The organism is Corallococcus macrosporus DSM 14697 (assembly GCF_002305895.1).
Classification (GTDB): Bacteria; Myxococcota; Myxococcia; order Myxococcales; family Myxococcaceae; genus Myxococcus; species Myxococcus macrosporus.
The window spans coordinates 8,175,382-8,189,132 of sequence record NZ_CP022203.1 but is presented as its reverse complement, the minus strand read 5'-3'; the positions used below and the strand labels follow the sequence as shown (position 1 = coordinate 8,189,132).

The 13,751-nt window shown below is 72.5% G+C and carries 11 protein-coding genes; 4 read left to right on the top strand and 7 right to left on the bottom strand.

Translation table 11 applies throughout. From position 1 onward, the window contains the following. Positions 1–80 precede the first annotated feature (80 nt). From MYMAC_RS33250 to MYMAC_RS33240, 3 genes are all read right to left on the bottom strand, one after another. Positions 81–1,121, bottom strand: coding sequence for a hypothetical protein (locus tag MYMAC_RS33250; RefSeq protein WP_095960975.1), 1,041 nt, complete (start codon positions 1,119–1,121; stop codon positions 81–83). 24 nt (positions 1,122–1,145) lie between these two features. Then, on the bottom strand, positions 1,146–2,216 hold the full coding sequence (locus MYMAC_RS33245; protein ID WP_013937470.1) for a hypothetical protein: 1,071 nt from the start codon (positions 2,214–2,216) through the stop codon (positions 1,146–1,148). 142 nt (positions 2,217–2,358) lie between these two features. Then, complete coding sequence (locus MYMAC_RS33240) at positions 2,359–4,101, bottom strand: GTPase domain-containing protein (protein WP_204817158.1); 1,743 nt, start codon at positions 4,099–4,101, stop codon at positions 2,359–2,361. Between the two features lie 113 nt (positions 4,102–4,214). On the opposite strand from MYMAC_RS33240, the gene MYMAC_RS33235 reads away from it, so the two are divergent. Further along, on the top strand, positions 4,215–5,573 hold the full coding sequence (locus MYMAC_RS33235) for a thioredoxin family protein (protein ID WP_095961773.1): 1,359 nt from the start codon (positions 4,215–4,217) through the stop codon (positions 5,571–5,573). Here the strand turns inward: MYMAC_RS33235 and MYMAC_RS33230 are convergent. The 3 genes from MYMAC_RS33230 to MYMAC_RS33220 all read right to left on the bottom strand — a co-directional run bounded on the left by MYMAC_RS33230 (position 5,545) and on the right by MYMAC_RS33220 (position 8,520). Beyond that, positions 5,545–6,717, bottom strand: coding sequence for a metallophosphoesterase (locus MYMAC_RS33230; protein WP_095960973.1), 1,173 nt, complete (start codon positions 6,715–6,717; stop codon positions 5,545–5,547). The genes MYMAC_RS33235 and MYMAC_RS33230 overlap by 29 nt on opposite strands. Next, the gene (locus MYMAC_RS33225; protein ID WP_043710085.1) at positions 6,714–7,841 is read right to left on the bottom strand and encodes a LuxR C-terminal-related transcriptional regulator; all 1,128 of its coding nucleotides are present in this window, start codon (positions 7,839–7,841) and stop codon (positions 6,714–6,716) included. The genes MYMAC_RS33230 and MYMAC_RS33225 overlap by 4 nt, the downstream gene beginning before the upstream one ends. A 331-nt stretch (positions 7,842–8,172) precedes the next feature. Beyond that, entirely contained in the window at positions 8,173–8,520 is a 348-nt protein-coding gene (locus tag MYMAC_RS33220) for a hypothetical protein (protein WP_095960972.1), read from the bottom strand. A 229-nt stretch (positions 8,521–8,749) separates the two neighbouring features. Here MYMAC_RS33220 and MYMAC_RS37040 point away from each other — a divergent pair, with 229 nt between their 5' ends. Together MYMAC_RS37040 and MYMAC_RS33205 are read left to right on the top strand one after the other, a co-directional pair. Then, complete coding sequence (locus tag MYMAC_RS37040; RefSeq protein WP_239989172.1) at positions 8,750–9,730, top strand: hypothetical protein; 981 nt, start codon at positions 8,750–8,752, stop codon at positions 9,728–9,730. Beyond that, positions 9,730–12,516 (top strand): Lnb N-terminal periplasmic domain-containing protein, encoded by a 2,787-nt coding sequence (locus MYMAC_RS33205; protein WP_095960970.1) that lies wholly within the window; start codon positions 9,730–9,732, stop codon positions 12,514–12,516. The genes MYMAC_RS37040 and MYMAC_RS33205 overlap by 1 nt, the downstream gene beginning before the upstream one ends. Here the strand turns inward: MYMAC_RS33205 and MYMAC_RS33200 are convergent. After that, positions 12,458–12,982: a hypothetical protein gene (locus tag MYMAC_RS33200; RefSeq protein ID WP_013937478.1), complete on the bottom strand. Its 525-nt coding sequence runs from the start codon at positions 12,980–12,982 to the stop codon at positions 12,458–12,460. The genes MYMAC_RS33205 and MYMAC_RS33200 overlap by 59 nt on opposite strands. A 267-nt stretch (positions 12,983–13,249) precedes the next feature. Here MYMAC_RS33200 and MYMAC_RS33195 point away from each other — a divergent pair, with 267 nt between their 5' ends. Then, entirely contained in the window at positions 13,250–13,750 is a 501-nt protein-coding gene (locus MYMAC_RS33195; protein WP_239989171.1) for a transthyretin-like family protein, read from the top strand. Position 13,751 lies beyond the last annotated feature (1 nt).

Genomic DNA, 13,751 nt, shown 5'->3' with positions numbered 1-13,751 from the left:
AAGCCTCGGTCGGCGCCTCGTACTCCGCCGCGCTGATGTCGCCGAGGGGCATCCTGGTGAATGCGCTTCGGACTGTGGGCTCAAACGGAAAGTTGGTCACTCCGGGCCGAGGCACGTGTGATGCGCCGAAGCTCCTTGAACGTCGCGGGTTCCAATCTTCCGAGGTGGGTATCCTCAGGAGCGGCGAGCAACTGCCGGATGTGCTCTGCAAGGCGCCGGGTCAGGAGCCCAGATGCTTGGAGTCCCACGGCGACGGTCTCTGCGCACGCTGAGTCGTTCCCAAGGAAGGAGTGGGCCACCATCCAGTAGTTCGTCAGTACGGGATGCCTACGCCACAAGGTGCGCTCCGCATCCCATTCGGAGAGTCCAGGTGCTTGCGCAAGAAGCTCCGATAGAAGCTCTGACGGCTGCCCCCACACCATCCGCATGAGCCAGCGTGATCGAAGGTAGAGCTGCGCACTGTCCGGAAGTTCGAGGGACGGTTGTGCTTGGCGCTCCGTAGCCATCGCCATGTCGAGCATGGCGGTGAGTTCCATCAGATATTCGTAGCGGACGAGTCCGACATCACCGGGGGGCGAGCCTGCTTCAGAGGCGTCTTCGGAACTCCATTGGTTGACGACGAACGACTTGAGGCACTGCGCTTCGCCGAGGTCCCCGCGTTCATGGCGAAAGCTGTGTACTCGGAGCAGTCCCAAGGAGTCCGGCAGGAGGCTGGCGAGTGCGCGGTCCCCCGACGCATCCTCGCTCAATGGAAAGAGTCCCGCGAGGAGTCCCTCCGCGTTCTGGGCGAGGAAGGCGCCAGACGCGAGCGCTTCAGTGGCTTGGTGGGACTCTGGGTTGAAGAAGTCCAGAAGGAGGGAGCGGTCGCCAGCGCCCCAGTAGTCCTCTTCGCCCGCGTCGATGCCCAAGGCTGCCTCGATGGCGAGCCAGTCATCGAACTCGGCGGGAGGCGCCCATCCGAAGGCGGCTTCAAAGCCACGCCGCAGCGCCGCCAAGCCTTCTGCGTCGGTACCTGCGAGCCGCGCATTGAAGGCGTCGGGATTCCGAGCGACCAGCATCGCCACGACGTCCGCGAGCCTGGCGCCTCGCAGCTCATCCGTTGAGAGCGTTTCGATTCGCAACAGCACCTCCTCGGCCCGGAGAGCTTAACCCCGCTTGCAGCTCACGTCCCCATCCTGGGAGCGGATGAACGCGGCGGTGAGCTCCGTGCCCAGGGCCGCGCACAGCACGTCGTAGGTCCGCCGCCGGGCGCCGCCAACGACAGACGGCTGGCTGGCCAGGGTCTCCGGGTGCCGCACGAAGATGTTGTAGCCCACGATGCAGCCATCCGCGCGGAGCACGGTGATGCCGTCGGTGGCCATCATGCCTCGCAGCAACTGCGCGGCGGCGCGCACGGCGGTGCCCGCGCTGTCCGTGGGGTCCACGTGGTAGCGCTCCAGCAACGCCACGATGTCCAGCGGTCGAGGCAGGATGATGCCGTCCACGAACAGCGTGGAGCCCGCGCGCTCCCGGGGCAGCACCGCCACGAGCGCGCCATGCGAGCCCTGCATCACCTCGAAGAGCACCCGGCGGAAGAACCCCCGTGCGCGCTCGCGGCTGTTCGTGGAGACGCCGTCCGTCACCGCGTCCGCCAGCTCATCCATCACCTCCGGCGGAGAGGCTGACTCCACCCGCGCGCCAGACAGGTACACGTGCCGGCACAACCCGCCGCCCGACCGCAGCTCCAGGATGTTGTCGGCGAGCTGAAGCACGCCAATCACCCCCACGCCCTTGTCCTCCACGCGGCGCAGGCGCTCCAGCGGCGACTCCGCCAGGGGGAAGGGGTCCGTCCGGAAGACGCCGTAGGCGAAGCCCTCCGGGACACGCAGCAGGTACAGCGCCCACCAGCGGCCCTGGCCCAGGGGCGCGCACTGCTTGAGCGCGCGCTGGATGGTGGCGCGTGAGCGGGGGCCAATGCCGATGGCAATCGGGTCGTGCCCGCCCAGGTGTTCGAGCATCCGCCCCAGGTCGTCGCCCACGAAGGCCATGGGGAACAGCGGGGCGCCCTCCTCGCGGTAGCGCGACAGGGTGACGATGAGCTCGCCGATGGCGTCCGCCGTCTGCTCACAGGACATGCGCGCCTCGTCCAGGAACGTGCCGACGGCCTCGGTCAGCAGGTGGCGGAAGGAAAGGACGAGAGGTGGCGAGCCCAGTCCGGCTGGGTCCGAGCCATTCATGAGGCGCGCAGCATGACGCATTGCCGCCGGGCGCGCACGGACGGAGTGACGGCCAGCCTGGCGGCCCGTTCTCCCCCCAAGACGTCACCCGGACTGATGCAGGGTGTCAGCGCCGCTGAGTACACCGCGGCCACACGGCCCGTCAGGACAGGCCCGCCCGGGCCTCGTCCAAGCGGGCCGCCGTGTGGCCCCAATCGCTCGCCAGCCCATCGAGCTGCTTCAGCACGTCGGAGAAGTACCGGGCCTCCAGGGCCTTGGACAGGGTGGCGCCGTGGGCATCCGCCCACTTCCTGGTGACGCGAGCCCGCACCTGGGCCCCCAGCAGGTCCACGAAGCGCTCCATCAGGGGCGTGGACAGCAGGGTGCCCGCCCACACGACCGCGTCGTGGCCCAGGCCGCCCGTGGCCACCGTCACCGCCGCCGCGGCGCCCGAAGGCACCGAGTACACCAGTGTCGTCAGCGCCTGGAGAATCTCCTCCCGCATGCCGCCCTGGAGCTCCGCGGCGACCAGCTCCCGGCAGTACGCATACAGCGTGGCCCGGTCCGCCGCGTGCGCGTGAAGGGGCTCGAAGCCCAGCGGCTCCTCCAGCTTCGTCAGCGTCACCGGGCCGAACGCCTCCTCCAGCTTCGTCCGCGTCTGCGCGTCCGCGCGCCACGCCGCCACCTCCGGCGCGAAGGCATCCACCAGCCGCCGCACCCCGTCCTTAAGCGTCTCGTCCACCGCGTGGCTCGGCGTGTCCGTGCCCGGAGCCTCGGGCGCGGTGAAGGACTGGCGCACCTTGCGCGAGACGAAGGTGAGCGCGGTGGCCAGGCCCCGGAAGGGCAGGCGCACCCACTTGTGGAACTGGCTGCGCGCATCCAGCTCGTCACGGAAGGCGTCAATCAGCACGTCGGCGGGCACGGCCTTCAAGGCCGCGTGCGCGCCCACCACGTCCAGCTCGTGCCGCAGGCGCTTGCGGAGCCGGTCGGGCTCCTGGGCCGCCATCGTGGCCGCGCGCGACACGGCCTCCATCTCCGCGCGCGCGTCCGCGAGCGACGCCTCCAGCGCCCGGGCCTTCAGCTCGCGCGCGTGCTCGGCCTGCCCCAGCAGCGCGGCCAGCGCGGGCTTCCCGTCCAGCGGCTCCGTGGCCAGCGGCTTGAGCCCCGCCTCCACGTCGGGCTGGTGCGGCGCCAGGTAGCGCGCCAGTGCGGGGTGGCCCACGTCCTCGGCGAGCTTGTCCAGGTGGCCCCGGGCCACCTCCTCCCGCGTGGCCTCGTTGTAGACGAGCAGGTACGGCCGCCCATGCCCCACGGCCGCGCGCAGGAAGTCCACCAGCGCCGCGTTCTGGTACGTCTGCCGGCTCACCACGAACACCAGCACGTCCACGGTGACGAGCAGCGCCTCCGCGCGCTCGCGGTTGTCCCGGTACACGCTGTCGAAGTCCGGCGTGTCCATGACGAGCAACCCGCGGGGCACCGCGTCCGACAGGGCCAGGTACAGCCGGCCGGGAGGCCCGGACTGGTCCACCGGCGCCACGTCACCGGAGGCCACCGGCACGATGTCATAGCGCCGCGTCAGGAAGTCCTTCAGGGGCCCGGTCCACGTCTCCTCATGGGCCGCCGCCAGACACTGCTTGGTGAGCCCGCCCTCCGGCCTCGCGGGAGACAGCGACGCGCCCACCAGCGCGTTGAAGAGCGTGGACTTGCCCACGTTGTTGGGGCCGGCGATGGCCACCAGCAGCAGGGGCGCGTCGGCGGAGCCCAGGCGAGGCAGCAGGTCGCGGCGCAGGCGCTCGGCCAGACGGCGCGCGAGCTCGGCGTCCGAGGCGTCCGGGAAGCGCTCGGGAGCGGGCAGGGCGTCCAGGGCGGACGCGAGGCAGGTGCGCAGGGTGTACGGGTCTCTCATCACCAGAAGTCCACGCACCACAGCACGCGAAAGGCCTCGTGCCCAGGCACTTGTCCCGCCAGGTGTCGGCCGGGGACAGAGCGGCCTGCGCGCGCTAGGGTGCCCCCATGCGCCTGCGCCTTCTCGCCGCCTGCCTGCTCCTGTCATCGGGGCCCGTCGCCTGCACCGCCGCGAACACGAACGTCCCCGCGGCCGACGCGTCCCACGCCAAGACGCCGCTGCCCTTCATCCAGGATGACTACGCCCGCGCGCTCGCCGAGGCGCGGGCGAAGGGCGTCCCCCTCTTCGTCGACGTCTGGGCGCCCTGGTGTCACACCTGCCGGTCGATGAAGGCCTACGTCCTGTCCGACGCGGCGCTGGCCCGGCACGCGGACCGCTTCGTCTGGCTGGAGGTGAACACCGACCTGACGTCCAACGCGGCGTTCCAGGAGCAGTACCCGGTGGAGTTCTGGCCCACGCTGTACGTCATCGACCCGCGCCAGGAGAAGGCCCTGCTGCGCTTCGCCGGCAGCGCCACCGTGGCGCAGTTGGAGAAGCTCTTCGAGGACGGGGAGCGCGCCTACAAGGGCGGCATCACCGGCGCCGAGGCCCTGCTGGCCCGCGGGGACGCGCTCTACGCGGAGGGCCGCTCCGCCGAGGCCGCGGAGACGCTCGCGGAGGCCCTGGCCGAGGCGCCCGCGGACTGGTCCCGCCGGGGCCGCGCGGTGGAGTCGCTGCTGACGGCGATGTACGGCGCGAAGCAGCACGAGGCGTGCGCGCGCAAGGCGCTGGAGGAGCTCCCCAGGACGCCCCGCTCGCTGTCCTGGGCCAACGGCGCCCTGCTGGGCATGTACTGCGTGCTGTCGCTGCCGGAGGACCACGCGGCGGGCGCGGCGCTGCGCGAAGGGCTGGAGGCCAGGGTGGCCGAGGCCCTGGCGCCCCCGGCCATCGAGATGAGCGCGGATGACCGCTCCGGCCTGTACGAGGTGCGGGTGCAGGCGCGCGAGGTGGCGAAGGACGCGGCGGCCGTGAAGGCCCTGTCGGAGGAGTGGCTGGCGTTCCTGGAGGCGGAGGCCGCGAAGGCGCCCAACCCCCAGGCGCGGACGGTGTTCGACTCGCACCGCATGCTGGCGGCCATGAAGCTGCAGACGCCCGCCCGGGCGATTCCCGCCATCGAGCAGAGCGAGAAGGACCTGCCCCAGGACTACAACCCGCCCGCGCGGCTCTCGACGTTGTACCGGCTCGTCGGCCGGCTGGATGACGCGCTCGCCGCCAGTGACCGGGCGCTGGCGCGTGTCCAGGGCGCGCGGCGGCTGTCGGTGCTGTCGGGCCGCGCGGACATCCTCGTCGCGCGCGAGGACACGGCGGGCGCGGTGAAGACGCTGGAGGAGGCCATCACTTTCGCGAAGTCGCTGCCCGCCTCGCAGGTGTCGCCGCGCATGGTGGCCGGGCTGGAGAAGAAGCTCAGCGGCCTTCAGGCCTCGGCGCAATAGCCGCCGCGCGGGTGTCCAGGTCGAGGAGCTCGTAGTCCGGGGCCGGGCACTCGCGCATGGCCCCGTCGGTGAACACCAGCACCGCGGCGCCGGGGGTTGGTGGAGGCGGCGCGCCGTGGGCGTAGTCCACGCGCGTCCCGTCCGTGACGAGGTGCCGCAGCACGCCGTCACGGGCGCCGGTGGGAGACAGCCCCAGCATGGCGCGGCTTCGCTTGTCGCGCGTGTGGCCCACCACCTGCGTCAGGCCCGGCGGCAGTCGCCTCGGGTCGAAGCGGCGCCGGGGCGTGCCGCGCACCCGCTCCGCGTCCTCGGGGAGCAGGCTGGGGCGCTGGTAGAAGACGCCCGTGCCCTCGCCCTGGGCCGCGTTGCCCGGGTGGTGCAAGCCAGGGATGCGCAGCGGGCCCCGCGTCCACGCCGCCACCGCTGCGTCCAGGGCCGCGTTCAACGCCGCCGCCACCCGCCACGCGTCCGCGCGGTGGGCGTCAGGCAGCCGCGTCACGTCCAGGTCCTCCCGCGTGACGCCCGCGTGCAGCACCAGCACGTCGGAGGCGGCGGCGTGGGCCACGCGGAAGCGCCGCACCCGCAGCAGGTGCTCCACCCAGGCACGCTGCACCTCGCGGAAGTTGCCGAAGTCACGCGCCACCAGCTCCGCGGAGGGCACCTGCGGCCAGCGCGCGAGGTAGGCCTGCTCCGCGGCGTCGTCCGCGTCCCCGCCCGGATAGATGCGGTCCGCTTCGGCCTGGGCCTCGGCGAAGCGCGCGTCCGTGAAGCCGGCCAGCTCCCCCGCGCGTCCCAGGTCATGGTTGCCCAGCAGCATCACCGCCTGGTTCGCCGGGTGGGCGGCCAGCCACGCCACCAGCGCCAGCCCGCTGGCGGCGGCGGACTCCCGCTCGGGAGGCTTGCCCCAGTCGAAGTGGTCTCCCACGGAGATGAGCTGCACGTCGGAGTGAAGCAGGCCGTCGGCGGCCAGCAGTCCGTGGTGCGCCAGGATGGCCAGGACCTGGGCCAGGTCGGCCTGCGGGTCCCCGATGACGAGGCGCCGCCGCCAGACACCGTCCTGCGCCGGGACGGAGCCCGGTGGCCCCGCCGCGGCCTCGGCCGCGCGCGCGAGCGCGGCCTGGATGATGCGCGCGGCCTCGCTCACGAGCTCTGGAAGAACCGGGCGATGAGCGCCGAGCGGCTCTCCACCTGCGCCTTGCTCAGCAGGTGCGTGACGTGGACCTCCACCGTGCGCTCGGCGCAGCCCAGCCGGCCCGCGATGGACTTGTTCGTCTCGCCCTGGATGATGTGCGTCAGCACCTCGGACTCGCGCGCGGTGAGCGACCAGCGCGCCGACAGGGCCTGCACGCGCGCGGCGGCGCTGGACGCGGTGCCGGTGTCGATGGCCAGGTAGTGCGGGGGCAGGCCCGTGGTGACCAGCGGCGTCATGGTCAGCGGACCCGAGCAGGGGATGCCCTGGGCGCCGCGGCGCAGGGCCTCCATCAGCTCCGGGTCATGCCGCTCCAGCCGCGCCTTGCCGGCGTTGTTGGCGTGCACCACGCGGCCACTGGAGCTGACAATCCAGGCGGCGCGACCCAGCGCCTCCATGGCGACCTGCAGCGCGGTGGACATCAGGCCCGATTCACGCAGCCGCGTCTCCATGGTCAGCCGCCGCTGGAGCGCGGGCGTCAAGGCTTGCAGCAGGCGCTGCTCGCGCTCGGTGAAGGGCTCCGCGCGGGCCAGGCCCACCCAGCCGAGCAGCACCGGCCCCTCACAGACGAGCGTGCGAAGCCACTGCATGTTCTCCACGCCGAGCTGCCGGAACATCGCGCCGGCGCGGGCGCTGATGCGCTCCCGGGTGCTCTCCAGCGAGTCCTCGCTCATGCCCAGCCGGCGCCCCACCTCGCTGGCCGACAAGTCATGCAGCGGCAACTGCTGGGCCGCTTCCGTCTCCACCAGTGAGCGGAAGTGCAGCGCGCGGTTGCGCTGGGCGGGCTCCGGCCGGGCGGGATTGAACCAACCCCAAGGGTCACCCCAGGCGGACACCTGGCCCTCGATGGCCGCATGCACCGTCGCGGCGGGGAACGGGAAGCCCGCACAGTAGGAGTAGCTCGCGTGGTAGCGCTCCGGGCCCACGTCCACGCCGTAGGCCACGGCGCGCTCGGCCCGCAATGCCTCTCGGAGAGCGCCAAGCACCGGGGGCAGGGATTCTGTCCCAGGCTCGGCCTCCACGAGCATTGCCTCAAGGTCCGCCAGCAGGCCTTGCTCCTCGGAATTCAAACGAATCACGGTGGGTGAAGTATACGCCCGTCAGGGATTGCGCCCAGTCCTTGACTGCCGGCGACCTGCGTCTTGAACGTTTAGAAAGGCCCCCAGAGGGGCTTCTTGGCTTTCAAACGTTCTGGGTTTTAAATGACCCGGGGATTTCCCCGATAGCAGGAAATAGGGCAGTGGCGGAACACTCTCATGTCGGCCCCCGGGGGGGAGGGCCGCCGCGGTGAACTGTGAGCGCGCGCCGGGCGCTCAGGTTTCGGGTGCCCGGTGCGCCGCTCCTTTTCCGCTCGCCTGACGCCTCGGCGCCAACCCGCGAGGATGGTTGCCTTTGCCAGTGGACCCGACCTCATGAGGTGTGCAGGAAGCGCGGCAGGCGCCTGGGGGACACCACCCTGCGCATGAAATGGAGCAGGCCCAGCGTGAGGAAGGCCAGCCCCAGCCCCAGGGCGGCCCAGCCCAGCCAGGCGCTGATGCCCCCGGTGCCCAGGCCCACCAGCGCCCAGATGGCGAGCCCCGTGCCCACGCCCCAGGGCATGGCCGTGCGCAGGTGGGGCCCGCTGAAGGCGCCGCCCAGGGCGCAGAGCGCCGCCGCCAGGAGGCCGAAGCCGAACCACTTCGGCTCGTGGACGGGGAAGATGGCCGCCATGGAGAGCAGCGCCGTGAAGAGTCCGAGAGTCGCGAGTCCCAGGGTCATGACCACACTCCGCGTGGGCGTTCCCTGGGAAGGTGCTCACCGGGCGCGTAGCGCGTAACGCACCTTCGGTTCGTGGGCTTCGCGGTATGCCGCATGGTGTCGTGCTCAAAGGCCCGGAATCGCACCATGCTTCCGCCCGGCACGCCGCTGGCTAGGGTTTCAATCGAGGGAAGGCACCGTGCGATGGCCGGCTCGCGGGGGAACGGATGGACACCTGGGAATGCGTTTGATGAAGACGAAGAAGTCCGTGAAGCGGGCGCTGTGCATGGCGGTGGTGATGACGGTCTCCGGGTGCAGGGCGCCCGGTGCCCTGGGGCCGGGAGGGGGCATGAGCGCCTCGGAGGGCTCCGAGTCGGGCGCCTCGTCGGAGGGCTCCGGGTCCGGCGCCTCGTCGGAGGGCTCTGAGTCCGGCGCCTCGTCGGAGGGCTCTGAGTCCGGCGCCTCGTCGGAGGGCTCCGAGTCGGGCGCGTCCAGCGAAGAGGGCTCGAGCCAGTCGGAGTCGAGCGGCTCGGGCGAGGAGAGCTCGACCCACTCGGAGTCGAGTGGCTCCAGCGAGGAGTCGAGCGGCTCCAGCGAGCACTCCAGCCAGTCGGAGTCGAGCGGCTCCAGCGAGGAAGGCGCGAGCCACTCCAACTCGAGCGACAACGAGTCCTCGGAGCTGGCCTCCGAGACCTCGGAGGAAGGTGGCTCGAGCGAGGGCTCCGCTGGCACCGAGAAGGCGGACGGCGAGGCCTCACGCTCGCACAGCGACAACAGCAGCCAGACGAACAACAACAACGTGGCGTCCGCGGTGACGGTGGCCGCGTTGGTGGTGGGGCTCGGCATCATCATCTGGCAGGCGTATGCCGCGGCGGAGCGGCGCCGGGGCGTGTCGCCGAAGGAGGCGGGCCGCGCGGCCCAGGTGTACCTGCGCGCGCGCACGCACCAGCTCCGCGAGGACCTGGCCCTGGGCGCGGGGCCGACGGTGGAGGACCTGGCCGCGGCGGCGCGCATCCGCCGGGAGCACCTGGGCCTCTTCGGACGCGTGCTGCGCGCGAACCGGAAGGAGCTGCTCGCCCTGGCGGAAGAGCGCACCCTCACGCCGGACCGGGCGCTCGCGTGGCTGGAGCGGGTGGGCGAGCTGGCGCGGGCCGAGCCCCTGCTGGAGGAGGACCGCCGCGCGTTCCTCGCGGCACCGGCCCAGGAGGGCACCGCGGCGGTGACGCCCTGATGCGCGCGTGGGGCCTGCTGGCGCTCGTCCTCGCGCTGCCAGCGGCGGCCGGGGACACCTTGTCCGCGCGCGTCCAGGCGCTCGCGCGGTCCGGCGTGGTGCTGCGGGGCGCCGCCGCGGCGGACGCGTCCCTCGTCACGGAGGTGGAGGCGGGGCTGGCGTCCCTGCCTCCGGCGATGCGTCAGCCGCCCGGTGGTCCCTTGGAGCTGGTGCTGCACCCGGACGCGGCGCCCCTGGGCCTGGGGGATGGCTCGCCCGAGCGGCCTGACTGGACGGAGGGCCGCGCGCGCTTCCATCTCTACCGATACACCCCGTCGGACGAGCGCCGGGCCACGCTGCGCCTGTCCCGGCTGACGGACGCGGAGGCGGAGCGGCTGTGGCGCCGCCGCGCGGTGGTGCACGCGGTGGTGCAGCGCTGGGACGACGCGAAGGGCTGGAGCGACACGCAGGACTGGCGCCGGCTGTCGGGCTGGCTCAAGCCCTTCGAGCGCCTGCTGGTGTGGAAGGAGGAGGTCCGCCTCCGCTACGCCGGCGCCTTCAGCCGCGCCCTGGGCCAGCGCAGTGCTTCATTGGACCTGGTGACCTTCGCGGAGGAGCTGTTCGTCCCCGTGGAGTCCCTGCGCGCGGACGCGCTGCCGGTGGATGACCACGTCCGCTGCCAGGAGTTCTCCAAGGCCCGCGCGCTGGCGGCGCAGGTGGCGGCGTCGGGCCTGGGCACGCTGCCGCCGCGCGGGGACTGTCCCGCCTTCGACGCGTGGGCGGAGCTGGAGTCCCTGTCACACTTCGAGGTGTTGCTGGTGGCCTCCACCGGCCGTCAGCCGGAGTCCCTCTTCGGCCACCTGCTGCTGCGCCCGGTGTGGCGCGAAGGCGAGGTGCCGCGAGGCCCCACCTTCGAGAAGGTGGTGCAGTTGGTGGCGCTGACGGGCATGGAGTCCAAGGGCCTGGGCTACGTCGTGAAGGGCATGACGGGGGCCTATGACACCGTGTTCCTCACGGGGACGATGGGCGACCTGTCCCACGAGGCGCTGGAGCTGGAGCAGCGCTCCATCCGCCGCTTCCGCCTGCGCCTGGAGCGCGGCGAGGAGGCGCGGATGCTGGAGCGGGTGTGGGAGCTGGAGCGCCGTGGGTACCTGGGCTACTACTTCTTCACGGACAACTGCGCGAGCGCGCTCCTCTTCCTGCTCAATGGCGCGCTGGAGGGCGGGCGGCAGGTGCGTCCGCCCGGCGCGCTCTGGGTGCTGCCCACCGCCACGCTGGACACACTGGCCAGGGTGACGGTGGAGGGGCCGGGCGGCGAGGCGTTCCCGCTCCTGGAGCACATCCCGGACTCCTTCGAGTCCACGGGGGACCGCGCGGTGCGCGCGCACGCGGCGCGGGAGGAGGCGCTGGACGCGCTGGCCGGACATGTCGGCGCCGACGAGCTCGCGCGTCTGCGGGACGTGCATGCGCGGCTGGAGTCGCCGGAGCCGGAGGCCCGCGCGGAGGTGTATGACGACCTGCCCGGCGTGGTGGCCGCGCTGATGCACTCGGCGAAGACGGCGTCCCGCGACCGGGTCCGCGCGCACCTGCACGCCTACGTGGCGCACGCGGTGCGGCTGGAGCGCGCCGCGGTGGACCGGGCCGACGGCGAGCGCCTGCGAATCGAGCGCGAGCGGTTGCTCGCGGTGAAGGTGCCGGTGGCGGGCTCCGCGAAGGCGGGCACGGCCGAGCGCCAGCGCATCTTCGAGTCCGAGGACGCGCTCCAGCGGCGGCTCGCGGTGCTGGACCGCGCCACCCTGCTGAAGGACGCGCTGGCCTCCGCGGAGCGCCGTCCGCCCACGCCCGAGGAGCTGCGGACGCTGGTGTGGGCCGAGCGCACCGAGGCCACCTTCCACCGGGCCACCGACGTGCAGGGCGAGCTCAACGACGGCGTGCTGGCGGCCGTGGACCCGGTGGCCTTCCTGCGCGAGGACCGGCGCCGCAAGGTGGAGGAGGAGACGGCCTGGGCCCAGGGGGCCCTGCGAGAGTCTGGCGCGGGGCGCGTCATGCTGGCCCTGGGGATGGACTTCCCCGAAGGCGCGGAGGCCCGGCCCCTGGTGGGGCTGCGCACGGCGGGCATGGCCGAGGCCCTGGGCGACGCGCGGCTCCATGGCTTCCGGTCGAGCAGTGAGCTGCGGGTGCTCGACGGCGAGGTGCTGCTCGCCCCGCGCTGGGGGCTGCCCAAGGTGGTGGCCTCGGACCTGACGCTGTTGGGCTACCGCACGCTGCTGCGCGAGCTGCCGCAGTTCCGGGACTCGGTCTGGGACTCGCTCGGCTGGGGCGCCGAGGCCCGCGTGGCGTCGAGCGACGCGCGCCTGCTGCGCTATCGCGCGTCGGTGAATGCGGAGGCGTTGATGGTGCTGGACGAGGACGCGCGCTTCTCGCGCTTCACCACGGTGGGGCTGGGCGGCCTGGCCGCGGTGCATTGGAACCAGGACGTCCTGACGCCCGCCGCGGGGCCGCGCCTGTCGCTGGCGCACCGGATGGGGCTGTTCGGCTCGGGCGCCAACGCGGTGCGGCTGGAGGCGGCCTACGCGCCCACCTGGCGCGTGGGCGACACGCACCTCACCCACGAGGCGGGCGCGGCGCTCCAGCTCGAGGTGTGGCTGGGGCGCGCGGGGCCCTTCGGTGTGCTGCTCACGCCCCGCGCGCAGGTCCGGTGGGAGGGGTGGGTGGCGCCCTCGCCCCACTGGGAAGCCCTGTCGCCCACTACCTGGCTGGCCGGCTCGGCGGAGCGGCGTCTGGCGCTCGGGTTCGAGGTGCGCTGACGGAGGCGGGCGTGCCCACCCGGTAGGTGGTCCAGAAGGGGTGGCTGATGGCGCCCGTCACCGCGCCGATGAAGAGGCCGATGACGTAGAGCGCCGTGTAGCCCCAGAAGCCCAGGCCGTAGAAGAGATGGCTCTGCGTCGCCGTCCCGATGAAGAGCAGGAAGGCGAGGGTGGTGGGCACCGCCACGGCGGAGAGGGCGGCCGCGGCGAGCGCGCGCGGCATCCTCCGCGCATGGAAGCCGCCGAAGGCGCCGGCCAGGAGCCCGTTGAACATGGGCGCGAAGAAGAGGGCCAGGCTGGTGAGCGCCATCACCAGCGTGCTCACGATGAACCGGTTGTGGACGGGGTTGATGCTGTCGGGCTTGAACGTCAGGTCCGCGGGAATCTCCCGGCGGACGTATTCGTAGCGCGGCTTGGGCCCGGCGAGGGCCTTCTCCGGGTCCTGCGTCATGATGTGCTCGGGCATGCCTGGAAACCTCCCTGGGAGGGCAAATCAACGTGTGCCTGACGTTCATGAGGTTGTGACGCCAGCGGGTGTGCGGAAGGGCCGCTGGCCGCATCGAGGGGCGGGCCACCTGCCGGGCCCTGGAATTCCCCCTCCGGAATACTCGCGGAGTCCCTGGATACCGGAGGCGGGGGGCCCGAAGATGCGCGCCGGACTTGGCGGACGGTGGCCTCCGGCTATGCTGCCGCGCCCGGCTGCACCCCCATCCCTGCCCGTACGGAATCTTCCATGAGCTTTCGCCGCAAACTGCTGACCCTTGCCCTCGCCTCCTCCTCCCTGCTGGCCGCCTGCGTCGTGCAGCGCCCGTTCTATCGCGACGTCGTCCAGCCCGCGGGCTCGTCAGTCACGGCGGGCACGCCGGTGGACCTGGTCGTCCTGGACTCGGACACCAACCAGCCCGTGAAGGGCGCCAAGGTGCTGTGGGGTGAGGACTACCGTTCGCGCGAGTCCTACGTCACGGACGAGGACGGCCGGGTGTCCTTCGAGGTGACGCCGGCGCTGCTGAAGGAGAACCCGCTTGTGGAGGTGGTGCTGCCCGCGGGCGTGCGTGGCTACCGCCTGCAGGTGGTGCCGGCCACGGACGCCGCCGCCGCGACGGAGACGCCCGCCACGCCGGATGCGCCCGCCACGCCGGAGACGCCCGCCACGCCTGAGGCGCCCGAGGCCCCCGCCACGCCGGAGACGCCGGCGACGGAGGCTCCCGCCGCGGCGCCCGAGAGCGGCAACTGAG

Coding starts and splice junctions, on each gene's coding strand:
- MYMAC_RS37040 (WP_239989172.1), top strand. CDS start 8,750: ATGAAGACGAAGAAGTCCGTGAAGCGGGCGCTGTGCATGGCGGTGGTG.
- MYMAC_RS33240 (WP_204817158.1), bottom strand. CDS start 4,101: ATGAGAGACCCGTACACCCTGCGCACCTGCCTCGCGTCCGCCCTGGAC.
- MYMAC_RS33205 (WP_095960970.1), top strand. CDS start 9,730: ATGCGCGCGTGGGGCCTGCTGGCGCTCGTCCTCGCGCTGCCAGCGGCG.
- MYMAC_RS33200 (WP_013937478.1), bottom strand. CDS start 12,982: ATGCCCGAGCACATCATGACGCAGGACCCGGAGAAGGCCCTCGCCGGG.
- MYMAC_RS33220 (WP_095960972.1), bottom strand. CDS start 8,520: ATGACCCTGGGACTCGCGACTCTCGGACTCTTCACGGCGCTGCTCTCC.
- MYMAC_RS33245 (WP_013937470.1), bottom strand. CDS start 2,216: ATGAATGGCTCGGACCCAGCCGGACTGGGCTCGCCACCTCTCGTCCTT.
- MYMAC_RS33195 (WP_239989171.1), top strand. CDS start 13,250: ATGAGCTTTCGCCGCAAACTGCTGACCCTTGCCCTCGCCTCCTCCTCC.